This window comes from Streptomyces sp. TE5632 (genome assembly GCF_054061295.1).
Map to the genome: position 1 here is coordinate 418,122 of NZ_JBSSEA010000001.1, position 22,931 is coordinate 441,052.

The following is a 22,931-nucleotide window of genomic DNA, read 5'->3' on the forward strand; positions in this document are numbered from 1 at the left end:
CGGGGAGGATGCGCAGGTCGCGAGACGGGGGCTCGACACGTGCTCGTCACCGGGCGGTCCGCGTAGATCACTCTCCCGGCCGTACGAAGACCGTGCGTCCGCCGACCACCGTGCGCCGACAGACGGGCAGGTCGCCACCCGGGGTCAGGTCCGGCAGCCCGGGGGTGCCGGAGCGGGGGTCGGTGGACCAGCGCGCCACCCGGTCGTCGGGTGCCTGTACGACGAGATCACCGGTGCGCCACACGGCGTAGTCGGCGGGAGCCCCCGGCACCAGGGCGCCCGCGTCGTCACGTCCGATCGCCCGCCAGCCGCCCCGCGTGTGCGCGGTGAACGCGGCTCGCACGGAGACCCGGTGTTCGGGCGTGCGGTGGAAGGCGGCGGCCCGGACGGTGCCCCACGGGTCGAGAGGCGTGACCGGGCTGTCCGAGCCGAAGGCGAGCGGGACACCGGCGCGCAGCAGGGCCGCGAAGGGGTTCAGGGAGCGGGCCCGCGCCACGCCCAGGCGCCGGGCGTACATGCCGTCCTCGCCGCCCCACAGGGCGTCGAAGGCGGGCTGGACGGAGGCGGTCAGGCCGAGTTCGGCGAACGCGGCGACGGTCTCGGGGGTCAGCATCTCGGCGTGCTCGACCCGGTGCCGGGCGGCCCGCACGCGCGCGATGCCCACCTTCTCGGCGGCGGCGCGCATCCCGTCGACCACCGCGCCGTTGGCTGCGTCACCGATGGCGTGGAAGCCCGCCTGGAGGCCCGCCTCGGTGCAGTCGACGACATGGGCGGCGACGGCGGCGGCGTCCAGGTGGGCGGTACCCGTGTGGCCGGCGTCGGCGTACGGCTCGTACAGACAGGCGGTGTGCGAGCCGAGGGCCCCGTCGGCGAACAGGTCGCCCGCGGCGCCGGTCGCGCCCAGTTCGCGGGCCTTGGCGACGTCCCGCTCGGCCCAGTAGCCGACGACGCGCGGGCCGCCGCCCTCGGCGGCGAGCCGCAGCAGGCCGGTGAAGTCGTCCTCGGAGGAGATCTCCGGGCCACCGCACTCGTGGACGGTGCCGATGCCCAGTGAGACGGCGTGGGCCAGGGCGGCACGCTGTGCCTCGGTGCGCTGGGCGGGCGTGACGGCGCCCAGGGCGGCGGCGCGTACGGCGTGGTGGGCGTCGCCGGTGAGCGGCCGGGCCTCGCCGGGTGCCTCGCGGGCGGTCTCGCCGGTGACGAGGTCGAGCAGCGCGGTGGTGACGACCGCGGAGTGGACGTCGATCCGGCTGAGGTAGAGAGGGCGTCCGCCGGTGGCCGCGTCGAGTTCGGCGCGGGTCGGGGGGCGGCCGTCCGGCCAGCGGGACGCGTCCCAGCCGTGGCCGAGCAGGACCCGGTCGGCCGGGCGGGCCGCGGCGAACTCCCGCACCCGGGCCAGCGCGGCCTCCAAGGAGGGGGCGTCGGACAGGTCGAGGCCGGTGAGGGCCAGTCCGGTGGCCGTGGTGTGCACGTGCGCGTCGGTGAACGCCGGGGTGACCAGCGCCCCGTCGAGGTCGATCACCTCGTCCACGCCGTCCGCGAAGGAGTCGGCGGCGCCCTCGGAGCCGACCCAGGCGATCTGGCCGCCTTCGACGACCATCGCGGTGGCGAAGGGGTCGGCGGGGCTGTGGACCTCGCCGCGGCGGAGCAGGACGGTGTGCGGCGGAGCGGTGCGTTCACTCATGACCCACAGTGTCGCCCCTCGCGGGGCCGGGCCCGCACCCAGGGCCGCTCTTCGCGTCACGTCCGCACCGCTGCGCCTGCGCGCCGCACGTCCGGTCGCGCCGCGCACGCGCGGCGTACTCCCCGCGCGGGCGCGGGTCAGACGCGCGGCGGACGGGCCTCGTACGGCGTGGACAGGACCACCGTCGTCCGGGTGGAGACGCCCGCCAGCGAGCGCACGCGTGCGAGCAGTTCCTCCAGTTGGCGCGGAGTGGCCACCCGCACCTTGAGGATGTAGTTCTCGTCGCCCGCGACGCTGTGGCAGGCCTCGATCTCGGGCACGCCCGCGAGGCGGTCCGCGATGTCGTCGGGGGCGCTGGGGTCGAACGGCTTGACCGAGATGAAGGCGGTCATGGGCAGACCGACGGCATCCGGATCGACGACCGCGGCATAGCCGCGGATGACGCCACGCTGTTCCAGTCTGCGCACCCGCTGGTGCACGGCCGACGTGGACAGGCCCGTGGCCTTGCCCAGGTCTGTGTAGCTCATCCGCCCGTCCTTGACGAGCAGCTGCACGATCTGTCGGTCCAGCTCCTCCATGGCGCAAGAACCTACAGTGCCGTCGATCTCCTCGGATACCTGAGCTGTCCAGGCCGTGCACGGTTCGTGACGTGCCGGGCGCCCGACCCGAGTCGGGCGGGGGACGAAACCGTCCGCGGGCGGCACCCCCGGGGGGGCTGTGTGACGAATACCACACCCTTAGAACAGTCTCCGTGATGTTCTCGTGATTACCCCCGATGGGGGACGGGAAGTGCTTGCTGTGGTCGAGGCCGCAGCGCCTTCACGGCCCAGCCCGAGGGGGAGAACCCATGCAGAGTCTTAAGCGCCCTGGTCGCACCACGCCCAAGCGGCAGCAGCCCGTCGTCGAGCTCGTCCCCGAGTACGTCGACCCCGACACTCTCGACGACGAACTCGACGCGTACGACACCTTCGAGATGTACCGGGTCGTCTGCCCGGACTGCGCGCAGCCGATCGCACTGCTCGCGGACGAGGAGGTCCTGCCGGAGCACGCGCTGTGCACCTCGCCGTGGAACCCGTTCGGGCTCACGGTCTGCACCGGCACCGGCCGCAGTGCCGACGAGGCCCGGCCGGCGGACGAGTCCGCCACGCTCCAGGAGCAGGACGCCGCCATGCTGTTGACGCTCCCTCAGGGGCTCGACTGGCGCACCCAGCCCTTCTCGCACGTCGGCGGTCCGGCTTCGCGCCCGATCAGGGTGCCCGTCATACGGCGCCACGCCGCCTGAGGCGTCCCGGCCCGGCCCAGGGCCCGTCAAGCGCACCGCGACGGGATTCCGTGCGCGGTGCGTCACCCGGCACGGGCGGCCGGACCGGAGGTCCGCGAACGCACGCCCTATTCGGGCGGTCGGTGACCTGCCCGGTCGTTCTCGCGTTGCCCAGGCATGACGACCCCCACACGCTCGACGACCGGGCGTCAACGCCGTGCTCTCGCTCCGCCGCCCGTACCGCAGCCCGCCGGGCACACCACCTCCCCGCTGCCGCCGCAGCTCCCGGATCCGCCGATCTACCGCGATCTGATGCGGACCTGGGCCGACAAGGGCCGCGCCCTGCCGGGCCTGCACGACCCGGAGTGGGCCCGGCTCTCGGCACCCTGGCGAGGAAGCCGGGTCAGCTCGTCGGCAGCCCCACGAGATGGCGGGCGATGACCATGCGCTGAATCTGGTTCGTCCCCTCGACGATCTGCAGCACCTTGGCCTCGCGCATGTAGCGCTCGGCCGGGAAGTCCGCGGTGTAGCCGTAGCCGCCGAGAATCTGGACGGCGTCGGTGGTGACCCGCATCGCCGTGTCGGTGCAGTGCAGTTTGGCCATGGCCGCCTGCTTGGCGAACGGCCGCCCGGCGTCCCGCAGTCGGGCCGCCGCGAGGTACAGCGCGCGTCCCGCCTCGATCTGCGTGGCCATGTCGGCGAGCATGAACCGCAGTCCCTGGAAGTCGGCGATGGGCCGCCCGAACTGCCGCCGCCCGGCCGCGTACCCCAGCGCCTCGTCGAGCGCTGCCTGGGCCAGGCCGATCGCGCAGGCCGCGATGCCGAGGCGTCCGCCGTCCAGCGCGGACAGGGCGATCGCGAAGCCCTGGCCCTCCTCGCCGATCCGCCGGTCGTCCCCGACCCGTACGCCGTCGAAGTGGACCTGCGCGGTGGGCGAGCCCTTCATGCCCATCTTCCTCTCGGGAGCGGCGGCGCTCACCCCCTCGGCGTCCCCGGGCACCAGGAACGCGGTGATCCCGCGCGGGCCGTCCTCACCGGTGCGGGTCATGGCGGTGTAGAAGTCGGCGATGCCGCCGTGTGTGATCCACGCCTTGGTACCGGTGATCGCCCAGCCTCCCCCCGCCTCGCGCACCGCCTTGGTGCGCAGCGAGGCCGCGTCCGACCCGGAGGACGGCTCGGAGAGGCAGTAGGCGCCGAGCAGGCCACCACCGAGCATCGCCGGCAGGTGCTCGGCCTGCTGCTCCTTGGTGCCGTGGGTGGCGAGCGCGTAGGAGGCGAGAGTGTGCACGCTGACGCCGAGGCCGACGGTCAGGCGCGCCATGGCGAGCTCTTCGAGGACCTGGAGATAGACCTCGTACGGCTGGTCTCCGCCGCCGTACGCCGAGTCGTAGGGCAGTCCGAGCAGTCCGGACTCGGAAAGCAGGGTGAAGACCTCGCGCGGGAAACGGCCGGCGTCCTCCTCCTCGGCGGCCTTCGGGGCGATCTCGCGCTGCGCGATGTCGCGGACGAGCGAGATCAGGTCCCGCGCCTCGTCCGTGGGCAGTTGCCGGTCCACCGGCTGCGGGGCGTGGTCGGACATGGCGACGCTCTCCTCCCTGTTCGGGCACATCGGCGGACGTGCGCCTTGGGTGGGGGCGGCTCCGCCGGGTGGTTCCGGTGCCTGGCCGATGCTGTCGCCCCCGGGTCTCGGGAGCTGCTGACCAGCCGCTGTGAGCTGTGAGTATGCCCGATCAACCCGAGCACGTCACTCGTTAACGACCGCTTACTACAAGAATTTTCCGGACGTCGAAATTGGTCCGCACCATTGACCTCACCGGCCCAGTCCTCCTACTGTTCCGCTCCGGAAAAGTCGCCGCGTTCATGCCAATCAACTTCCGCTTCCACTCCCCCACGGGGAGACACGCCGGATACCATCCCCACCGCCGCCGCGTCCTGCGGGCACTCGTGTCCGCCGCGTGCGCCTCCGCGCTCGGCGCCGGACTGCTCGCCGGGGCGGGCACCACGACCGCGACGGCATCCCCAAGGCCGAGACGCACACCTCGGCGGTCAGCGCGGCCAAGACAAACCACAAGGACGAGCAGGGTCCGGCCGACGCGTCAGCCGTCGCGGCGGGCGGGCTCCGGGGCCGGGTGCGCGGGGTCCAGTTCCTCGATGGCGCGCATGGCCCCGCCGAGCATCTTCACCAGCAGTTCGCGCATGGTCTCGCGGGGCAGTCCGGGACGGTCGATCCAGTCGAGAGTGGCGCCCTCGACGCTGCACACCCAGGACAGCAGACCCATCCGCGCCAGCGGCGTGATGTCACTGGTCCCGTAGGCGCCTTCGGCGATGGTCTCGACGATCGCCTCGCGCACCCCGTCCCGGATGGCATGGACCTCGGCGTCGAAGCCGACACCGCCGCTGACGATCGTGCGGTACGCGGCCTGGTTGTGCTCGGCGTAGCGCAGATAGCTGTCGACGGTGCGGTGCACCCGCTCCGCGGGCGGCAGTTCGACGCCGCCCGCCGCGAAGGTGACCAGGCCGGCCACCGAGTCCTGGATGATGGACAGGTAGTAGCCCCGCTTGGAGTGGAAGTAGTAGTAGATCAGCCCCTTGGCGACATGCGCCTGGCGTGCGATGTCGTCCATCGAGAGCGCGTCGTACGACGTGTCGGCGAACAGTTTTCGCCCGATGGCGATGAGTTCGGCACGGCGTGCCAGCGAACGCTCGGTACTGCGCGCGCCGGGGCGCACGGCAGGCTGCTGACTGATGTTCAATCTTGACCCAGGTTTCCTGCGGGGGCGGACCTCCGCAGTATGTCAGGTCGTCTCCCGGGTCAGGTCAGAGCATTCCGAGCCGGGTCACGAGCATCGCGACGACCACCACGAGAACCCATCCCATGATGTGCTCGAGGATGTCCGGGCCATCCTCCCGGGGGCCGCCGGTGCGAACACCGGGGGGCGGCGACAGGAGCGGTGACGGTGGCTGCGTTCGCGGTCATGGCTTCTCGCTGATCTCGGATCTCGGTGGTGCGCGCTGGACCTCCACGCGACGCTGTCCACCTTGCCACCGTCGGCGGCTTTTGCGGCCGAGAGCTTGGTCACACGGCGGGGGCGGCCCCGTGCGGCGGACGGAGCCCGCCGCACGGACCGGTTCAGCGCACGCCGACGGCCGCGAGCGCCTTGCGCATGCGCGGGGTGGGACGCGCCGGAAAGTACAGGTAACAGACGCCGCCGGTGCCGGAGACGACCTTGCCCGAGGCGTTGTACCGCTTGGTCCTGAGCCAGATGTTCTCCCACTCGCGCCGCCGGTAGACACGCCGGACGGCCTCGTTGTCCGGGGAGGCCGGGTCGTTGGCGATCACATCGCCGTCCTCGGTGAACCCGATCACGGTCATCAGGTGCCCGGACGTCCCGTACCCCGCTCCGGTCAGTTCCTCCTCGCGGAAGGACTGGGACGTGATGGCCGGGATGCCCGCCCCGATCAGGGTCTCCAGGTCGCTCAGCGAGCCGAGCCGGGTGACGACGCCCTGAAGGCCCTCGAAGGTGGCCGCGTAGGCCGCGTTGAACGGCCAGTTGCCGCAGCCGGCGTACTGGTGGTCGTAGGTGTGGCGAGCCGCATGGCACACCTGCGGGTCGGTGTAGGACGGGTCGACCCAGGCCAGTTGCCCCTCGGTGAGCCGGCCGCCCCAGTACTCGATGATCATCTGTGAGGAGGTCGGGCTGCACCAGGCCTCGCCGCCGTTGTCGTACTCCGGGTACCGGCCCTTGTGGACCTCCTGCGAGTAGCGCGGGACGATCAGCTCCCGGGCCGGGCCGGGTGTGGAGGCCGGGACGGTGAAACGGTCGGGGACGTCGGAGCCCATCGCGCCGAGCCGCCACACGGTCGGGGTGAGTGCTGTCCCGGGGCGGCGGTGGAGGGTCAGCCGCAGCCGGTACGAGACCAGGCGCAGCCCTGAAGCGGAGTCGTCGACGGCGAGGGTGTCGGTCCACACCGTGCTCCGGCCGTCGCTCTGGCCGTCCACCGAGGTGCGCCGGATGTCCTGGTCGCCGGCCGCCCAGCGGCCCATCACGTACCAGGGTGTGTCGGTGCCGTCCGTGTAGGTGCCCTTCAACTCGACCTGGATCCAGGTGCCGCCGGGGGTGCGCGCGTTCCAGGAGGCGATCGCCTCCGTCGCCGGCACGGTGAGCCGGTGGACGGGTGAGGTCCAGGTCGCGTACTCCCAGGCGGCGGTGTCGCCGGTGTGCGGGTCGGTGTGGTCGGTGGTGCCCGCGGCCTTGGCGATCACCAGGCCGGGACGGACGCCCGCGACGGCCCGGGTCCCCTCGGCGGTGCCGCCGCGCCAGTCGCTGTAGGAGGTCCAGGCCCTGTTGTCCACGGGGCGGACCCCCGCGGCCCGTTCGGGGTCCGCGGAGCCGCCTGCCGGGCCTGCGGCGGACCGGCCGGTCGCGGTACCGGCGGACGCCGGGCCGGCACTCGACACGGCGGCGGCGACGACCGCTGCGGCCAGAAGGGTTCTGCGGGACGGCTGTTCGGCTCTGCTCATGGGTGGAGGACCCCCAGGTGTCGGAGTCGGTGCAGGTCCGGAGCGCGGCGGGCCGTACGGCGTACGCCCACCGGATGGAGCGGGTGCCCGCCCACTATGAACACACCGGGGCCGACCCCGCCAGCACCCGGAACCGTGCCACGCCGACCAATATGGGACTCGACCAATGGCACACACCGGCGGATCGAGGGACCGGCGGCTCGTTCCGGGGCGCGGGCGCCGGCCGCCGGGTCCCGGTCAGGTCCTAGAGTGCTCACGTCACCGTCCCTCCGTACGCCGTCCCGTCCCTCCCCAGGAATCAGCCATTCACGATCTCGCCTCCCGCATCCGCGGTCTCCCCCCCTCCTGCGGACCCGTCCGGCTCGTCGGTGTCGACGGGCACGCCGGTTCCGGGAAGTCCACGTTCGCCGGCCGGCTGGCCGGAGCGCTGGGCGGCGCCCCGGTGCTGCGACTCGACGACATCGCCAGCCACCAGGAGCTGTTCGGCTGGACCGGACGGCTGCTGAGCCAGGTGATCGGTCCGCTCGGCCGCGGTGAGCGGGCGCACTACACCCCCTACGACTGGCGGGCCCGCGCCTTCGGGCAGCCGCACCCGCTGCCGCCCGCCCCGGTGATCGTCGTCGAGGGCGTCGGAGCGGGACGCCGGGCGCTGCGGCCCCATCTGGCGCTGTTGCTGTGGATGGAACTGCCCGCGGAGGCCGCCTGGTCGCGGGGGCGGGCACGGGACGGGGCGGAGCAGCGGGAGTTCTGGGAAGGGTGGGTCGAGGCGGAGCGCCGGCACTTCGCCGAGGACCCTTCACGCCCCTTCGCCGACCTTCTGGTGCGGGAGCGCGAGGAGGGGTACGAGGTGCTCGCTGGGCCTGCCGGGACGACTGAACCCCCCTCTCCGCTCACGCACGGTGACGGGCCATCCGCAATGTGCTGAATATGTGAAGGGCCTTGTCGGACAAGTCGCCGGAGTGCTCCAACTTCGCTTGACCAGGGGCCCGTACAGGTCTTACGTTCTCAATGTGCGGCCGTTCGGAGCCGCCCGCAGACGCGAAGCCCCCGGTTGTTCCCCCGTGATCGGGGGCTTCGTTCTGCCCTCTTCGCCTTTTCTCGCCGCCGAGCGGCATATGCCGATCACTCTCGGTCACGACATGTCTCCGGCTCTCCCGCCCGCCTCGACTCTTCGGCGGGTACGGCACCCCTACGGAGGCGGCGCCGCCGCAGGTACGATGCCTTCGGTGCGACCTACGGACGCCGCTTCGCGCACCGTGCAACTCCGGTCCGCAGCAAAGCGGTTCGCCTCACGGCAGCCGGCGGGCGAGGGCCGGTGGGGCATACCGACGGAGCACGGTTTGTGGGGGGACGTGATGAACTTCGGCACGCAGGGTCCTCAGGCCCCGGCCGACCTCGCCTGGCTGCGGGGCGTGGACGCCTACACCATGGGCGCCTATCCGCAGGCCGAGGAGGAGTTCCGGGCCGCGGTGCGGATCGACCCGGGGATGGCGGACGGCTGGCTCGGGCTGCACGCGCTGCGCGTCGACACGACGGCCTCGCTACTGCGCATGTTCCGGCACCGGGACCGCTTCGGCGAACAGCGCACCCGCCACCGCCGTACCCTCAACTCCTGGTACTGGCTCGGCTGGTGGGTGCAGCCGGTGCTGGAGAGCCCCCGCGATCTGCTGCTCGCGCACGCCTCCCACTGGCTGGACGGCCGCCACGTCCCCGAACTGGACCGCGCGCTCGCCGGTCTGCCTCCCGTGGACACCGACCCGCAGGTCCGCTTCCTGCACGCCTGCCGCGCCTATCTGGTCAAGGACTGGGAGCAGTTGGTCCGGCACACCGACCCGCTGCACGGCGATCCGCTGCTCGGCATCGAGACGGGCCTGTTCGGCGGTATGGCCCGGGTGCGCCTGGAGATGTACGGGCAGGCCGAACCGCTGCTGTCGGCGGCCCTGATGCGCTGCCGCAGCGAGCAGCCGCAGCGCAAGGAGCTGCGGTACTGGCTGGCGCGCGCCCACGAGGGCACCGGCCGCAGCGCCGCCGCGGTCCCCCTGTACCGGGCCGTGCACCGTGTCGACCCGGCCTTCATGGACACCTCGGCCCGGCTCGCCGCCATCGCCGAGGGGGACGGCTACGACGACCCCGCCGACCTCGGTTCGCTCACGCTCGGCGGGGTGGGCCCGGACCTGCTGGACGGCCCGGACACACTCGACCCGCTGTTCGGCACCGAGGGCCGCGATCTGATGCTGTCCGAGCCGGACCCGCAGCCCGCAGCCCCGCGACCGGCCACGGGGCCTTCGGTGCGCGAACGGACCGGTGACCCGGTGCCGTCACTGCCCACGGGCCCCACCGACCCCGCCTTACTGGAGGAAGCGCTCGCCGAGCTGGAGCGCATGGTGGGGCTGGAGCCGGTGAAGCGCCAGGTCAAGGCGCTGTCGGCGCAGTTGAACATGGCGCGGCTACGAGCCGGGCAGGGGTTGCCGGTGCAACCGCCGAAACGGCACTTCGTCTTCTCCGGCCCCTCCGGTACCGGCAAGACCACGGTGGCCCGCATCCTGGGCCGGGTCTTCTACGCCCTCGGACTGCTCGGCGGGGACCATCTCGTGGAGGCGCAGCGGGCCGATCTGGTCGGCGAGTATCTGGGGCAGACGGCGGTGAAGGCCAATGAGCTGATCGACTCCGCGCTCGGCGGGGTCCTCTTCGTCGACGAGGCCTACGCACTCTCCAACTCCGCGTACGGCAAGGGCGACGCGTACGGCGACGAGGCGCTCCAGGTGCTGCTGAAGCGGGCCGAGGACAACCGCGACCACCTGGTGGTCATCCTGGCCGGCTACCCGGAGGGCATGGACCGTCTGCTCGGCGCCAACCCGGGGTTGTCCTCCCGCTTCACGACGCGCGTCGACTTCCCGTCCTACCGGCCACTCGAACTCACCGCGATCGGCGAGGTGCTGGCCGCGGAGAACGGCGACGTGTGGGACGAGGAGGCGCTGGAGGAACTGCGGTCCATCGCCGGTCACGTGGTGGACCAGGGGTGGATCGACGAGCTGGGCAACGGGCGGTTCCTGCGGACGCTGTACGAGAAGAGCTGCGCGTACCGGGATCTGCGGCTGTCGGCGTACCCGGCGTACCCGGGCACACTGACCCGGGAGGACCTGGCGACGCTGCGGCTGCCGGATCTGATGCAGGCGTACGGGGAGGTGCTGTCCGGGCGGGGTCCACAGGATCCGCCGGCGCCCTGACACCGGCGGATCCCGCGACGCCGCAGGTCAGCGGGTGAGCGCTCCTGCCGGGGCACCGTTCCTGGACTCGGCCGGTCCGACGTCCGCCCCGGCGCCCGGGAGCATCCCGGAGTCCGGATGTGTCCCGGTGTCCGGCCGCGCGCCCGGTGTCTCGCGGTGTGCCGGGTCCCTTACCTCGCCGACCAGCAGCTCCAGTACGTCCTCCAGGGCCACCAGGCCCTGTGTCCGGCCGGACGCGTCGGCCACCTGGGCCAGGTGGGTGGCGGCGCGGCGCATCACGGTGAGGGCGTCGTCCAGCGGAAGGTCGGGGCGGAGGGTGGGCATGCGCCGCCAGAGCCGCTGCGGCACGGCCCGGTCGGTCTCCTCCAGGTCGAGCACGTCCTTGACATGCAGGTAGCCCATGAAGGCGCCGCTCTGTACGGCGACCGGGAAACGGGAGTACCCGGTGCGGGTGGTGAGTTCCACGATCCGTGCCGGGGTGGCCTCGGGGCCGACCGTCACCAGTGACTCACGGGGCAGCAGGACGTCCGTCACCGGGCGGGAGCCCAGCTCCAGGGCGTCCTCCAGACGCTCGGCCTCCTCGGGAGCGAGGAGGCCCGCCTGCCCGGCGTCCTCCACCAGCCGGTTCAGCTGCTCGCTGGTGAAGGCGGCCTCGACCTCGTCCTTCGGCTCGACGTGGAAGGCCCGCAGGACGGTCTCGGCGCAGGCGCCGAGCGCGGTCGTGACGGGCCGGCACAGCCGGGCGAACCAGACCAGGCCGGGGCCCAGCCACAAGGCGGCCTTCTCGGGGGTGGCCATCGCGAGGTTCTTCGGGACCATCTCGCCGATGACGAGGTGGAAGAAGACCACGGCGGCGAGTGCGACGACGTAGCCGAGCGGATGGATCATGCCGTGCGGCAGACGGATCCACTCGAACACCGGCTCCAGCAAGTGGGCGACCGTCGGTTCGGCGACCGCTCCGAGGGTCAGCGAGCAGACGGTGATGCCGAACTGGGCCGCCGCCATCATCCGCGGCAGATGCTCGAGCCCGTACAGGACCTGGCGGGCGCGGGTGGTGCCGAGCGGTTCGATCTGGCTGCGGCGCACGGAGACCAGCGCGAACTCGGCGCCCACGAAGAATCCGTTGGCGAGGACGAGAAGGGCGGCGAAGAGGAGGTGCAGCACGCTCATCGGGCTGCCTCCACGAGTGGCGGCGGGGCCGCCTCGACCAGGCGGACGCGCTCGGCGCGGTAGTGGCCCACGCGGCGGACCGACAGCCGCCAGCCGGGCAGTTCCGCGTGGTCGCCGACGGCCGGGATCCGGCCGAGCAGGTCGGCGACCAGGCCGGCGACGGTCTCGTAGGGCCCGTCGGGCACGTCGAGGCCGATGCGGAGCAGGGTGTCGACGCGGACGCTGCCGTCGACGTCCCAGGCGGGACGGCCGCCCTCCGGCGGGGCGGCGACGAGCTCGGGGGCCTCGCCGAAGAGCTCGCCGTGCTCGTCGTGCTCGTCCAGGATCTCGCCGACGATCTCCTCGACGATGTCCTCCAGCGTGACGACTCCGGCCGTGCCGCCGTACTCGTCGACGACGACCGCGATGGGCTGCTCGCTGCGCAGCCGCGTCAGCAGCGGCCGGACGGACAGGGTCTCTGGGACGAGCAGCGCCGGGCGGGCGATGTCGCCGACGGGGGTACGCAGCCGGTCCCGCGGGGGCACCGCGAGGGCGTCCTTGAGATGGGCCATGCCGACGACTTCGTCGATCCGCTCCGTGTGGACGGGGAACCGGGACAGGCCGGTGGCCCGGGTCAGGTTCACCACGTCCTCGACGGTCGCGGAGGACTGCAGGGCGCTGACCTTCACACGCGGGGTCATGACGTGCTGCGCGGTCAGCTCGCCCAGGGACAGGGTCCGTACGAAGAGGTCCGCCGTGTCCTGTTCCAGGGCGCCGGCCCGCGCGGAGTGCCGGGCCAGGGAGACCAGTTCGCCGGGCGTGCGGGCGGAGGCCGGCTCAGCGGCCGGCTCGATGCCCAGGGTGCGCACCACCCGGTTGGCCACGGCGTTCAGTCCGGCGATGACCGGGCGGAACAGGCGGGCGAAGACATGCTGCGGGCCGGCGACGAACCGTGCGACCTGCAGCGGCCGGGACACCGCCCAGTTCTTGGGCACGAGCTCGCCGATCACCATCTGCACGGCCGAGGCCAGCAGCATGCCGACGACCACGGCGATGGTGGAGACGGCACCCTCGGGGACACCCGTGCCGGTGACGGGGCCGCGCAGCAGCTCGGCGAGCGCCGGTTCGGCGAGCATGCCGACGACCAGGGAGGTGATGGTGATGCCGAGTTGGGTGCCGGAGAGCTGGAAGGACAGCTCCTTGAGTGATTCGACGACCCGGTGGGCGCGTCGGTCTCCGTCGGCGGCGGCTTGTTCGGCGTCCGGTCGTTCGACGGTGACCAGGCCGAACTCGGCGGCCACGAAGAACCCGTTGGCGAGAATCAGCAGGAATGCGGCTGCGAGGAGCAGCAGGGGGGTGGTCATGGTGCCGCCGCTCGTGCACGGTCACGAACCTCGTGGAACGGGTTCGCGCTATGTCGACAGGGGGCGGCGCAGGTACTGCAGGACGATCCGTCCATCGCCGGAGAGGGTCACTCCTCGGTTAGCTGGAGCCCCTGGGCCACCGGGCGGGGCGGCAGGGGCGAAGGCGCTGTCGGCGCGCCTCCGCCCACCAGATTAATCAAGACATGGGCGACCGCGTCAGGTTGGACGACCCGGATGTCTCCCCGAGATGCCCCCGGGTCAGCCCCGTGACACGTCGGGGTCGGCCGTGGAACGCGCCACGGCGAGCGCTCGCAGGGCCTGCGCGTCGGCGATGGCGCGTTCCCTGGCGATGCCCGGCTGGATGCCGAGCACGGGCATGCTGGTGCCGTCGCTGAGGTCGAGGAAGACCCAGGGGTCGCCCGGACGGAGGTTCACCTGAAGGATCTGGGCCCATTCGAGGCGGCGCCTGCCGACGATGTTGACGACGGTGATGCCGGACTCGTCGGCGTCGACCCTCGGCCGGGCCAGCAGCACCAGCCCCCCGGCCAGCAGGGCGCCGGTGAACACGAAACTGATCCGCTCGCCCGGGTCGACCTGCTCCAGCAGCAGGGCGATCAGGGAGAGGGCCCCGAAAAGCGCGGCGGCCGCGCCGAGCAGCACCGCGCGGGTGCGGCCGGGACGGAAGGTGACGGGCAGGGCGGGCAGGGCGGGTACGTCGGACGGCTGGTCCGAGGGGGTGTCCGGCATGGTGCGGCTCCGGGATCGGTCCAGGTCAGAGACGGCAGGCGTGGATGGCCGTGGTGAGGATGGCGCGGGCACCGATGTCGTAGAGGTCGTCCATGATGCGCTGGGCCTCCTTGGAGGGGACCATGGCGCGGACGGCGACCCAGCCCTCGTTGTGCAGCGGGGACACGGTCGGAGACTCCAGCCCCGGGGTCAGCGCGACGGCCTTCTCCAACTGCTCGACCCGGCAGTCGTAGTCCATCATCACGTAGGTGCGGGCGACGAGGACGCCCTGGAGACGCCTCAGGAACTGCCCCACCTTGGGCTCGACGGTCTCGTCGGGCTCGGCCGCGGCGTCGGTGCGGCGGATGACGACCGCCTCCGAGGTCATGATCGGTTCGCCGATCACTTCCAGGCCCGCGTTGCGCAGGGAGGTGCCGGTCTCGACGACGTCCGCGATGATCTCGGCGACGCCCAGTTCGACGGCGGTCTCGACGGCGCCGTCGAGGTGGACGACGGAGGCGTCGATGCCCTGTTCGGCGAGGTGCCGGGCGACGATCCCCTCGTAGGAGGTGGCGACCGTCCTGCCGCCGAGGTCCGTGACGCTCCGCACGACATCGGGCTTGGCGGCGAAGCGGAAGGTGGAGCGGGCGAAACCGAGGGGCAGGATCTCCTCGGCCTCGGCACCCGAGTCCACCAGGAGGTCCCGGCCGGTGATGCCGATGTCGAGGCGGCCGGAGGAGACGTAGATCGCGATGTCACGGGGGCGGAGGTAGAAGAACTCGACCTCGTTGACCGGGTCGACGATCCGCAGTTCCTTCGACTCCCGGCGCTGCTGGTAGCCGGCCTCATGCAGCATCTCCGCCGCAGGGCCTGCCAGTGAACCCTTGTTGGGGAGTGCGATGCGCAGCATGAGGTCGGCTTCCTTTGCGGTGTGGGTGGTGGGGCGGGTGCCTGCGATCACAGGTGGGCGTAGACGTCGTCGAGGGAGATGCCGCGGGCGACCATCATCACCTGGACGTGGTAGAGCAGCTGCGAGATCTCCTCGGCGGCCGCTTCCTTGCCCTCGTGCTCGGCGGCCATCCAGACCTCGGCGGCCTCTTCGACGACTTTCTTGCCGATGGCATGGACGCCCTTTTCCACCAGTTCGGCGGTGCGGGAGGTGGCGGGGTCGCCGTGCGCGGCCTTGTGCTGGAGCTCGGTGAAGAGCTCCTCGAACGTCTTCTTGGACATGGTGGTCCTTACCCTACGCGGTGTCGGGGCCTGCTCACCGCCAGGGTTCGGATACTGAACGCAGCGTGGCCGCGGTCGCCACCGCCGCCGTGACCGCCTCGTGCCCCTTGTCCTCGGTGGAGCCGGGCAGTCCGGCGCGGTCCAGGGCCTGTTCCTCGGTGTCGCAGGTGAGCAGGCCGAAGCCGACGGGCACCCCGGTGTCGACGCTGACCTGGGTGAGGCCCTGGGTGACGCCCTGGCACACGTACTCGAAGTGGGGCGTGCCGCCCCGGATGACGACGCCGAGGGCGACGATCGCGTCGTAACCGCGTCCGGCGAGGACCTTGGCGACGACCGGGAGTTCCCAGCTGCCGGGGACCCTCAGCAGGGTCGGTTCGTCGATGCCGAGGTCGTGCAGGGCGCGCAGGGCGCCGTCGACCAGTCCGTCCATCACCTTCTCGTGCCACTGTGCCGCGACCACGGCGACGCGGAGGTCCCCCACGTCGCGTACGGACAGTTCCGGTGCACCCTTGCCGCTCACGTCTCTCCTCGGCGTTCTCTTGGTTCTCGTGGTTCTTTTGGTTCTCTTACTGGTTGCCGCAGGTCGGCACGGTAGGTGTGTCCAGCCAGGGCAGGTCGTGACCCATCCGGTCGCGCTTGGTGCGCAGGTAGTGGATGTTGTGCTCGCCGGCGGTGACGGGCATCGGTTCGCGGCCGGTGACCTCGATTCCGTGCCGGACGAGCGCGTCGGACTTGTCGGGGTTGTTGGTCAGCAGGCGGACGCCGCGCACCCCGAGGTCGACGAGGATCTGCGCGCCGGCGCCGTAGTCACGGGCGTCGGCCGGGAGACCGAGCTCGAGGTTGGCGTCGAGGGTGTCACGCCCGCGTTCCTGGAGTTCGTAGGCGCGCAGTTTGGACATCAGGCCGATGCCGCGTCCCTCGTGTCCGCGCAGGTAGACGACGACGCCCCGGCCCTCCTTCTGGATGCGGTCCAGGGAGGTGTCCAGCTGGGGGCCGCAGTCGCAGCGCTGGGAGCCGAAGATGTCGCCGGTGAGGCATTCGGAGTGGACGCGCACGAGGACGTCCGCGCCGTCGCCGATCTCGCCGTGGACGAGGGCGACATGCTCGACGCCGTCGACGGTGGAACGGTAGCCGTAGGCGGTGAAGGTGCCGTGCGAGGTGGGCAGCCGGACCTCGGCCTCGCGGCGGACGGTGGGCTCGGATGGGGGTCCCCCCTGCTCATGGGGGTCCCCCCGCTCGAGCGAAGCCGAGAGTGGGGGAGAAGTCGAGAGCTTGGGGGAGCGGCGGTAGGCGATCAGGTCCTCGATGGAGATGATCGTCAGGCCGTGCTTGCGGGCGAACGGGATCAGCTCGGGCAGCCGCAGCATCTGCCCGTCCTCGCCGGCGATCTCGACGATGGCGCCGGCCGGGCGCAGTCCGGCGAGGCGGGCCAGGTCGACCGCCGCCTCGGTGTGGCCGTCGCGCACGAGCACGCCGCCGGAGCGGGCGCGCAGCGGGAAGATGTGACCGGGGCGGACCAAGTCGTCCGGCTGGGCGGTGCCGCTCGCGAGCAGTCGGAGGGTGGTGGCGCGGTCGGCGGCCGAGATGCCGGTGCTCACGCCGTGGGCGGCGGAGGCGTCCACGGAGACGGTGAACGCGGTCTTCATCGACTCGGTGTTGTCCTCGACCATCTGCGGGAGCCGGAGCCGGTCCAGTTCGTCGCTCTCCATGGGGGCGCAGATCAGTCCGCGGCACTCACTCATCATGAAGGCGACGATCTCGGGGGTGACCTTCTCGGCGGCGATGACGAGATCGCCCTCGTTCTCGCGGTCCTCGTCGTCGACGACCACGACCGGGCGGCCGGCCGCGATGTCGGCGACGGCCTGTTCGACCGGGTCGAGCGTCAGGTCCTCGGCGTCCTCGGTGCTGTACAGGATCGGTGCCGTGCTCATGCCGGCGCTCCTTCCAGGGCGGGCCGTGCGTCCTCACGGGAGCGCAGCCACCAGTCGCGCAGCCCCCACAGGACCAGCGCGCCGTAGATGATGTAGACGAAGCCGGAGAAGGCGAAGCCGTTGGCGAAGTTCAGCGGTACGCCGACGAGGTCGACCAGCAGCCAGGCGAACCAGAACTCGACCATGCCGCGGGCCTGGGCGTACATGGCGACGACGGTGCCGACGAAGATGTACGCATCCGGCCAGGGGTCCCAGGACAGGGACGGGTACAGCGTGAACAGTCCGCCCACCGCGAGGGTGCCGACGGCCGCGGCACCCGCCAGGAGAACCCGTTCGAGATTGGTGGCGAACCGGACGGCGATGGAGCCGTCCTGCGCCTGCCGTCGGCCGCGGTTCCACTGCCAGAAGCCCCAGGCGGCGACCAGCATGACGACGATCTGCTTGCCCGCGCTGCCGGAGAGATGGGCGGTGGCGAAGGCCGCGAAGAGGATCAGGCCCGAGACGAACTGGGCGGGCCAGGTCCAGATGGAGCGTCGCCAGCCGAGGGCGAGGGCGATCAGACCGATCACGTTGCCGATCATGTCCGACCACTTGATGTGCTGGTCGAAGAGGGTGAACGCCTCGGAGTTCAGCCAGTTCACCGCGTGGCCCCCTCACCGATGACCCGGTCGCCGATCATCCGCTCGACGTACTTGGCGATGACGTCCACCTCGAGGTTGACCGGGTCGCCGCTCCGCTTGAGACCGAGGGTGGTCAGGGCGAGCGTGGTGGGAATCAGGCTGACGGTGAAGAAGTCGGGTCCGGCGTCGACGACGGTGAGGCTGATGCCGTCGACGGTGATGGAGCCCTTCTCCACGACGTAGCGGGAGAGTTCGGCCGGGAGCGAGATCTTCACGATCTCCCAGTTCTCGGACGGCTCGCGCTCGAGGATCCGGCCGGTCCCGTCGACGTGCCCCTGCACGATGTGGCCACCGAGGCGGGCGCCCAGGGCCATGGGGCGTTCGAGGTTGACCCGGGAGCCGACGGCGAGGGCGCCGAGGCTGGAGCGGTTCAGGGTCTCGGCCATCACGTCGGCGGTGAACTCGTCACCCTCGTGGTCCACGACCGTGAGGCAGACGCCGTTGACGGCGATCGAGTCGCCGTGCTTTGCGCCCTCGGTGACGACGGGGCCGCGCAGACGGAAGCGACAGGCGTCGTCGAGAGTCTCGACGGCGGTGATCTCGCCCAGTTCCTCAACGATTCCGGTGAACACTTCCCGGGTCCTCCTGCCTCTTCGGGCACGGACTCCGGGGCTGTCGATGACGACAGAAGTACGGGCAGGTACACCGGGGCGACGCCGGACGGAGTTCACCCCCCAGGGCGAACCGATACGGCGGCGCGCACGAATGCCCGCCCGCCGCGCACTGCCTCCCATCCGGACTTTAACCGTCGGTCCAGGAATTTCACCTGGTCAACCGGCCACTGGAAGTGGCCGGGTCGCGGACTGTAACCGCCGGTTCGGACTTTCACCGACCCCGGAGTGCGCTGCTGCTGGTACTGGGCCCAGTGTGCCATGCCCGGCCGCCACCCATACAGGCGAGGAGTGTGGGGTGTCTCACAGGTGGAGGTGTCGTACTCGCCGCCCGCCCACGGCCAGCCCTCGGTCACCACGCGCCACCGGCGCACAATCGGCGCACAGCAGCCCGACCTGCGCCCCGCCTGCCCCCTTGAACGCCGTCGAACGCGCCCTCCCGACCGGCGCCCACCCATTGACCACAGTGGTCTAGTCCTTTTAGCGTCTGATGCGGCCTCCGCACAGACCGGCCCGGCGGCGGTGACGACGGCCCTTGCCCGCCGCCGGGCCTCACCATGCCGTCCGCCGGGATCGCCCGTGATCCCGTGTCACATCCGGGGCCGCCGATCCGTCCCTGTGGACGAGGGCGCTCCAGCGGGGAGCTCCCGTATCTCCCAAGGGGCTGAGCAGCATGACCACGATCCTGGTGACCGGCGGCACCGGAGCCCTCGGCCGGCACCTGACCGAACGGTTGCGGACGGACGGGCACCAGGTGCGGGTGCTCAGCCGGCACTCCCGTCCGTACGCCGTCGACCTGCGCCGGGGCGGCAGCACGCTGGACGAGGCCGTCACGGGGGTGGACACGGTCGTCCACTGCGCGACCACACCGCGCGGCGGTGACGAGCAGGCGGCGAAGAACCTTCTCGCGGCGGCGCGGCGGGCCGGGGTGGGGCACCTCGTGTACATCTCGATCGTCGGTGTCGACCGGGTGCCGTTCGGCTACTACCGGACCAAGTTCGCGGTGGAGCGGCTGATCGAGGAGTCGGGGATCGACTGGACCGTACTGCGCACGACCCAGTTCCACGACCTGCTGCTCACGGTGTTCCAAGGGCTGGGCAGGCTCCCGGTGCTGCTGCTGCCGTCCCATGTGAAGGACCAGCCGATCGACGTGACCGAGGTCGCGGACCGCCTGGCCGAGCTGGCCCGGGGCGGGCCCGCGGGGCGCGTCGAGGACATGGGCGGCCCGGAGGTGAGGACGCTCGACTCCCTGGCGCGCTCCTACCTCCGGGCGACGGGGCGACGCCGCGCGGTGGTCAGGGTTCCGCTCCGGGGCGCCGCCTACCGCGCCTTCCGCGCCGGCGGCCACCTCGCCCCGGAGCGCGCGGTGGGCAGGGGCACCTTCGAGGAGTTCCTGGCGGCACGGGCGGGGCGTGGACGCGTCGGCAAGTAGGCGCGCGAGCCGGAGGGCCGGGGCGAGCGCCCGGTGGCGGGGCGGGCGCCCGGCGTCAAGGTGCGGCGGACGGGCCGAAGAGCTCGTCCTGGGCGCGGTCCCGGGCCGTCAGGAGGGCACCGCGCAGCACCGCGCCGCCGCCCAGGAGACTCGCGCGCACCTCGGTGGACAGCGGTGACATCCGGGCCGTCCGGTCCTGTACGCGGGCGGCGAGTTCCGTACCGCCGGCCTGGCCGATCTCCCCGCCGAGCACCACGCATCCGGGGTCCAGCAACGCCGCCACCGCCGCGACCCCCACGGCGACGCGGTCGGCGAGGGCGTCGAGGAAGCGCGCGTCCGCCGAGGACGGCTCCTCGCGCGCCCTCGCGGCGGCGGCCCGTACCGCCCCTGCCGCCGGTTCCGTGTCCGGCTCGGCCACGATCCCGTACTTCCCCGCCAGTTCCACGATCGCCGTCGCGGCCGCGAGGGAGTGGAAGCCGCCGACGCAGTCGGTGGCCGACGGCAGCCCGGGAGTACCCGGGACCGGCAGGAAGCCGATCTCGCCCGTACCGCCGGAGGCGCCCCGGCGCAGGGAGCCGTCCAGGATCACGGCCGCGCCGGTGCAGCGGCCCAGCCAGAGCAGGACGAAGGTGTCGCGGCCGCGGGCGGCGCCCTCGCGCTGCTCGGCCAGGGCGGCGAGGTTGGTCTCGTTCTCCAGGCTGACATGCGCCCTGGGCAGCCGCTCCTGAAGCACGGCCACCAGTCGGCGGTGCCACTCCGGCAGCCCTTCGGAGACGCGCAGTTCGCCGCTCGCGGGGTCGACCAGCCCGGGGATGCCGATGCCGACGGTGCACAGCCGGTCGGCGCCCGCCTCCTTCACCGTCCGCTCGACCAGCGCCGCCGCCCGCTCCACGGCCGGCCCGGTCCCGACGTCCACCGCGATCGGCACGTAGGCCTCGGCCAGGACCGCACCGACGAGGTCGGACACGACCACGGCGACGCCCTCCGTGCGTACGTCGAGCGCCGCCAGCTGCGCCCGGTCGGCGACGATCCCGTACACCTTCGCGTTCGGCCCGCGCCGCTGCTCCCCGGCCTCCCCGACCACCGTGATCAGCCCGGCCGCGGTCAGCCGCTCGACGAGGTCGGCGACGGTCGGCCGGGACAGGCCGGTCAGCTGCTTCAACTGCGCCGCCGTCAGCGGACCTTCCTGCTGGAGCAGCCGTAGGGCGTTCCGGTCGTTGATGGCTCTGGCGGTGCTGGGGGATGCGGCCATGGCGTGATCCTTCCAGATCGGCTGCCCGTGATCGGCGGGCGGTGGACGGCGGGACCGGATCGGTACGCGGCCCGGGAGACTGGCGGAAATCCCCTTATCTATCAGGCAACCTTCCTGATAGTTTACGGCGGCGCATGAGGGCCACGGGCGACCGGGAGGGGCGGGACCATGACGGCAGAGGTGTACGGGCAGCGCGAGGTACGGAGGGCGCGGTACGCCGTGGGTGCCGTGTTCGCCGCGCACGGCGCCGTCACCGGTTCGTTCGCCACGCGCGTGCCGTGGATCCAGGACCATGCCGGAGTGAGCCCGGGGCAGTTGGGGCTCGCGCTCGCCTTCCCCGCGATCGGCGCGTCCCTCGCGATGCCGCTGGCGGGGCGGATCAGCCACCGCTTCGGCGCCCGCACCGCGCTGCGGGGGCTGATCGCCCTGTGGACGCTCGCGCTGGTCCTGCCGGCGGTGGCCCCGAACCTGCTGACGCTCTGTCTGGTGTTGTTCGTCTACGGCGCCACGGCCGGCATGTCCGACGTGGCGATGAACGCCCTGGGGGTGGAGGTGGAGAACCGGCTCGAGCGGTCGATCATGTCCGGGCTGCACGGCATGTGGAGCGTCGGTGCCCTGATCGGCTCGGCGGCCGGCACTCTCGCCGCGCACCTCGGCACGGACGCCCGGCTGCACCACACGCTCGCGGCCGGTGTCCTGACGGTGGTGGGCGTCACCGCCGCGGGCCATGTGCTCGATCTGCAGCCCGCCGAGGACGAGGAGCCGCCGCCGAGGTTCGCGCTGCCGCCCCGCTCCGCGCTGCTGATCGGCGCCATCGGCTTCTGCGCGGTCTTCGCGGAGGGCGCGAGCCTCGACTGGTCGGCGGTCTATCTGCGCGACCAGCTGGAGACCTCGGCGGGGCTCGCCGCGGCCTGCACCACCGGGTTCACGCTCACCATGGCGATCGCCCGGCTCGCCGGGGACCGGGTGGTGGACCGCTACGGCGCGGTGCGCACGGTGCGCACGAGCGGCGTCGTCGCCGTCACCGGCGGACTGCTGATCGTCCTCGCCCCGCATCCCGCGGCGGCGATGGGCGGGTTCGCGCTGATGGGTCTCGGCATCGCGGTGGTGGTGCCGCTGTGCTTCGCCGCGGCGGGCCGCAGCGGCACCAACCCCAGCCTCGCCATCGCGGGCGTCGCGACCATCACGTACACCTCGGGCCTGATCGCTCCGAGCGCGATCGGCCTGCTGGCCCAGGCGACCAGTCTGATGGTGTCGTTCGTCCTGGTCACGGTGTTGTCGTGCGGTCTGGCCGGCCTCGCGGGCGTGCTGCGCTCCGGGGACCGCGTGAAGGTCATCCGCCCGGACGCAGCAGTTCCCGGCCCGCGACCCTGAACGTCTCGCTCCAGGGCGCCGGGCGCAGGGTCTCCGCGTCCAGCCGTACCAGTACCCGGCTCCCCCGCGCGTAGGTCACCGCCCCGTCCCGCGAGCAGAAGCGGAAACCGTAGGTCAGCCCGGTCGTCCCCAGCCGCTCCAGCCACAGGTGGACGGCATAGGCGCCGGTCCGGGTCACCGGGGCCTCGTAGCTGATCCGCAGCTCCTTGACCGCGTTGCAGGCGTCGCCGGCCGCCGTCCAGTCGCCCTCGAAGCGGATGCCGTGTTCCTCCCACAGTTCGGTCCAGGCCCGCTCGACCATCAGCGGATAGCGCGCGTTGTGCAGCAGCCCCAACGCGTCGAGGTCGTCGAAGTGGACGGTCACGGGGATCAGCCGGCCGTACGACAGGGCGGGGGCGGTCGGGGCTTCGGCGGTCACGGGCGGAACTCCTGGTGCGTACGGAATGAGTGCCGCCTACACGAACCAACGGCGCGCCCTCATCCTAAGC

At 72.2% G+C, this 22,931-nt stretch carries 22 protein-coding genes and 1 riboswitch; of the genes, 5 read left to right on the forward strand and 17 right to left on the reverse strand.

Annotated features, from left to right (window positions below):
• Positions 1–67 precede the first annotated feature (67 nt).
• Entirely contained in the window at positions 68–1,684 is a 1,617-nt protein-coding gene (locus tag ACVW19_RS02075) for an amidohydrolase (protein WP_457455996.1), read from the reverse strand.
• A gap of 137 nt (positions 1,685–1,821) precedes the next feature.
• Complete coding sequence (locus ACVW19_RS02080; protein WP_109379411.1) at positions 1,822–2,262, reverse strand: Lrp/AsnC family transcriptional regulator; 441 nt, start codon at positions 2,260–2,262, stop codon at positions 1,822–1,824.
• Between the two features lie 269 nt (positions 2,263–2,531).
• Between ACVW19_RS02080 and ACVW19_RS02085 the strand changes: the two genes are divergently transcribed.
• Positions 2,532–2,966, forward strand: a complete 435-nt coding sequence (locus ACVW19_RS02085; RefSeq protein ID WP_457455998.1) for a hypothetical protein — start codon at positions 2,532–2,534, stop codon at positions 2,964–2,966.
• A 382-nt stretch (positions 2,967–3,348) separates the two neighbouring features.
• Here the strand turns inward: ACVW19_RS02085 and ACVW19_RS02090 are convergent, their stop codons facing one another.
• The 4 genes from ACVW19_RS02090 to ACVW19_RS02105 all read right to left on the reverse strand — a co-directional run bounded on the left by ACVW19_RS02090 (position 3,349) and on the right by ACVW19_RS02105 (position 7,467).
• Positions 3,349–4,524 (reverse strand): acyl-CoA dehydrogenase family protein, encoded by a 1,176-nt coding sequence (locus ACVW19_RS02090; protein ID WP_457456000.1) that lies wholly within the window; start codon positions 4,522–4,524, stop codon positions 3,349–3,351.
• A gap of 517 nt (positions 4,525–5,041) precedes the next feature.
• Positions 5,042–5,698: a TetR/AcrR family transcriptional regulator gene (locus tag ACVW19_RS02095; RefSeq protein ID WP_457456002.1), complete on the reverse strand. Its 657-nt coding sequence runs from the start codon at positions 5,696–5,698 to the stop codon at positions 5,042–5,044.
• 64 nt (positions 5,699–5,762) lie between these two features.
• A complete protein-coding gene (locus ACVW19_RS02100) occupies positions 5,763–5,891 on the reverse strand; it encodes an SCO1431 family membrane protein (protein WP_457456057.1) in 129 nt (42 codons plus the stop codon).
• Positions 5,892–6,075: 184 nt separating this feature from the next.
• On the reverse strand, positions 6,076–7,467 hold the full coding sequence (locus ACVW19_RS02105; protein WP_457456004.1) for a peptidase C39 family protein: 1,392 nt from the start codon (positions 7,465–7,467) through the stop codon (positions 6,076–6,078).
• Between the two features lie 304 nt (positions 7,468–7,771).
• Between ACVW19_RS02105 and ACVW19_RS02110 the strand changes: the two genes are divergently transcribed.
• Entirely contained in the window at positions 7,772–8,392 is a 621-nt protein-coding gene (locus ACVW19_RS02110; protein WP_457456059.1) for a uridine kinase family protein, read from the forward strand.
• A 430-nt stretch (positions 8,393–8,822) separates the two neighbouring features.
• Complete coding sequence (locus ACVW19_RS02115; protein ID WP_457456006.1) at positions 8,823–10,694, forward strand: AAA family ATPase; 1,872 nt, start codon at positions 8,823–8,825, stop codon at positions 10,692–10,694.
• Positions 10,695–10,721: 27 nt separating this feature from the next.
• On the opposite strand, the gene ACVW19_RS02120 is transcribed toward ACVW19_RS02115, so the two are convergent.
• From ACVW19_RS02120 to ACVW19_RS02160, 9 genes are all read right to left on the reverse strand, one after another.
• Positions 10,722–11,864 (reverse strand): hemolysin family protein, encoded by a 1,143-nt coding sequence (locus tag ACVW19_RS02120; protein ID WP_457456008.1) that lies wholly within the window; start codon positions 11,862–11,864, stop codon positions 10,722–10,724.
• On the reverse strand, positions 11,861–13,207 hold the full coding sequence (locus tag ACVW19_RS02125; RefSeq protein WP_457456010.1) for a hemolysin family protein: 1,347 nt from the start codon (positions 13,205–13,207) through the stop codon (positions 11,861–11,863). The genes ACVW19_RS02120 and ACVW19_RS02125 overlap by 4 nt, the downstream gene beginning before the upstream one ends.
• A 258-nt stretch (positions 13,208–13,465) precedes the next feature.
• On the reverse strand, positions 13,466–13,954 hold the full coding sequence (locus ACVW19_RS02130) for a PH domain-containing protein (RefSeq protein ID WP_457456012.1): 489 nt from the start codon (positions 13,952–13,954) through the stop codon (positions 13,466–13,468).
• A 25-nt stretch (positions 13,955–13,979) separates the two neighbouring features.
• Complete coding sequence (hisG, locus tag ACVW19_RS02135; protein ID WP_457456014.1) at positions 13,980–14,843, reverse strand: ATP phosphoribosyltransferase; 864 nt, start codon at positions 14,841–14,843, stop codon at positions 13,980–13,982.
• Positions 14,844–14,890: 47 nt separating this feature from the next.
• Positions 14,891–15,163 carry a phosphoribosyl-ATP diphosphatase gene (locus ACVW19_RS02140; protein WP_010046365.1) on the reverse strand — a complete coding sequence of 91 codons (273 nt, stop codon included), beginning with the start codon at positions 15,161–15,163 and terminating at the stop codon, positions 14,891–14,893.
• A gap of 34 nt (positions 15,164–15,197) precedes the next feature.
• Complete coding sequence (gene ribH, locus ACVW19_RS02145; protein ID WP_457456016.1) at positions 15,198–15,683, reverse strand: 6,7-dimethyl-8-ribityllumazine synthase; 486 nt, start codon at positions 15,681–15,683, stop codon at positions 15,198–15,200.
• Positions 15,684–15,729: 46 nt separating this feature from the next.
• Positions 15,730–17,094, reverse strand: a complete 1,365-nt coding sequence (locus ACVW19_RS02150) for a bifunctional 3,4-dihydroxy-2-butanone-4-phosphate synthase/GTP cyclohydrolase II (RefSeq protein ID WP_457456018.1) — start codon at positions 17,092–17,094, stop codon at positions 15,730–15,732.
• A complete protein-coding gene (locus ACVW19_RS02155) occupies positions 17,091–17,735 on the reverse strand; it encodes a nicotinamide mononucleotide transporter family protein (protein ID WP_457456020.1) in 645 nt (214 codons plus the stop codon). Before ACVW19_RS02155 ends, ACVW19_RS02150 begins: the two co-directional genes overlap by 4 nt.
• On the reverse strand, positions 17,732–18,346 hold the full coding sequence (locus tag ACVW19_RS02160) for a riboflavin synthase (RefSeq protein ID WP_457456022.1): 615 nt from the start codon (positions 18,344–18,346) through the stop codon (positions 17,732–17,734). Before ACVW19_RS02160 ends, ACVW19_RS02155 begins: the two co-directional genes overlap by 4 nt.
• A 144-nt stretch (positions 18,347–18,490) precedes the next feature.
• A riboswitch (FMN riboswitch) is annotated at positions 18,491–18,621 on the reverse strand.
• 437 nt (positions 18,622–19,058) lie between these two features.
• Here ACVW19_RS02160 and ACVW19_RS02165 point away from each other — a divergent pair.
• Positions 19,059–19,817, forward strand: coding sequence for an SDR family oxidoreductase (locus tag ACVW19_RS02165; protein WP_457456023.1), 759 nt, complete (start codon positions 19,059–19,061; stop codon positions 19,815–19,817).
• Between the two features lie 55 nt (positions 19,818–19,872).
• Here ACVW19_RS02165 and ACVW19_RS02170 read toward each other — a convergent pair whose 3' ends face one another.
• Complete coding sequence (locus tag ACVW19_RS02170; RefSeq protein ID WP_457456025.1) at positions 19,873–21,069, reverse strand: ROK family transcriptional regulator; 1,197 nt, start codon at positions 21,067–21,069, stop codon at positions 19,873–19,875.
• A 168-nt stretch (positions 21,070–21,237) separates the two neighbouring features.
• Here ACVW19_RS02170 and ACVW19_RS02175 point away from each other — a divergent pair, with 168 nt between their 5' ends.
• Positions 21,238–22,443 (forward strand): MFS transporter, encoded by a 1,206-nt coding sequence (locus ACVW19_RS02175; RefSeq protein WP_457456027.1) that lies wholly within the window; start codon positions 21,238–21,240, stop codon positions 22,441–22,443.
• Here ACVW19_RS02175 and ACVW19_RS02180 read toward each other — a convergent pair.
• Positions 22,403–22,861: an acyl-CoA thioesterase gene (locus tag ACVW19_RS02180; protein WP_457456029.1), complete on the reverse strand. Its 459-nt coding sequence runs from the start codon at positions 22,859–22,861 to the stop codon at positions 22,403–22,405. The genes ACVW19_RS02175 and ACVW19_RS02180 overlap by 41 nt on opposite strands.
• Positions 22,862–22,931: the final 70 nt, after the last annotated feature.

What these genes read in the sequence shown, in the direction of transcription:
- ACVW19_RS02115 (WP_457456006.1), top strand. Translation starts at nt 8,823, where the DNA reads ATGAACTTCGGCACGCAGGGTCCTCAGGCCCCGGCCGACCTCGCCTGG.
- hisG (WP_457456014.1), bottom strand. Translation starts at nt 14,843, where the DNA reads ATGCTGCGCATCGCACTCCCCAACAAGGGTTCACTGGCAGGCCCTGCG.
- ACVW19_RS02140 (WP_010046365.1), bottom strand. Translation starts at nt 15,163, where the DNA reads ATGTCCAAGAAGACGTTCGAGGAGCTCTTCACCGAGCTCCAGCACAAG.
- ACVW19_RS02170 (WP_457456025.1), bottom strand. Translation starts at nt 21,069, where the DNA reads ATGGCCGCATCCCCCAGCACCGCCAGAGCCATCAACGACCGGAACGCC.
- ACVW19_RS02125 (WP_457456010.1), bottom strand. Translation starts at nt 13,207, where the DNA reads ATGACCACCCCCCTGCTGCTCCTCGCAGCCGCATTCCTGCTGATTCTC.
- ACVW19_RS02075 (WP_457455996.1), bottom strand. Translation starts at nt 1,684, where the DNA reads ATGAGTGAACGCACCGCTCCGCCGCACACCGTCCTGCTCCGCCGCGGC.
- ACVW19_RS02085 (WP_457455998.1), top strand. Translation starts at nt 2,532, where the DNA reads ATGCAGAGTCTTAAGCGCCCTGGTCGCACCACGCCCAAGCGGCAGCAG.
- ACVW19_RS02080 (WP_109379411.1), bottom strand. Translation starts at nt 2,262, where the DNA reads ATGGAGGAGCTGGACCGACAGATCGTGCAGCTGCTCGTCAAGGACGGG.
- ACVW19_RS02150 (WP_457456018.1), bottom strand. Translation starts at nt 17,094, where the DNA reads ATGAGCACGGCACCGATCCTGTACAGCACCGAGGACGCCGAGGACCTG.
- ACVW19_RS02120 (WP_457456008.1), bottom strand. Translation starts at nt 11,864, where the DNA reads ATGAGCGTGCTGCACCTCCTCTTCGCCGCCCTTCTCGTCCTCGCCAAC.
- ACVW19_RS02175 (WP_457456027.1), top strand. Translation starts at nt 21,238, where the DNA reads ATGACGGCAGAGGTGTACGGGCAGCGCGAGGTACGGAGGGCGCGGTAC.
- ACVW19_RS02130 (WP_457456012.1), bottom strand. Translation starts at nt 13,954, where the DNA reads ATGCCGGACACCCCCTCGGACCAGCCGTCCGACGTACCCGCCCTGCCC.
- ACVW19_RS02105 (WP_457456004.1), bottom strand. Translation starts at nt 7,467, where the DNA reads ATGAGCAGAGCCGAACAGCCGTCCCGCAGAACCCTTCTGGCCGCAGCG.
- ACVW19_RS02090 (WP_457456000.1), bottom strand. Translation starts at nt 4,524, where the DNA reads ATGTCCGACCACGCCCCGCAGCCGGTGGACCGGCAACTGCCCACGGAC.
- ACVW19_RS02165 (WP_457456023.1), top strand. Translation starts at nt 19,059, where the DNA reads ATGACCACGATCCTGGTGACCGGCGGCACCGGAGCCCTCGGCCGGCAC.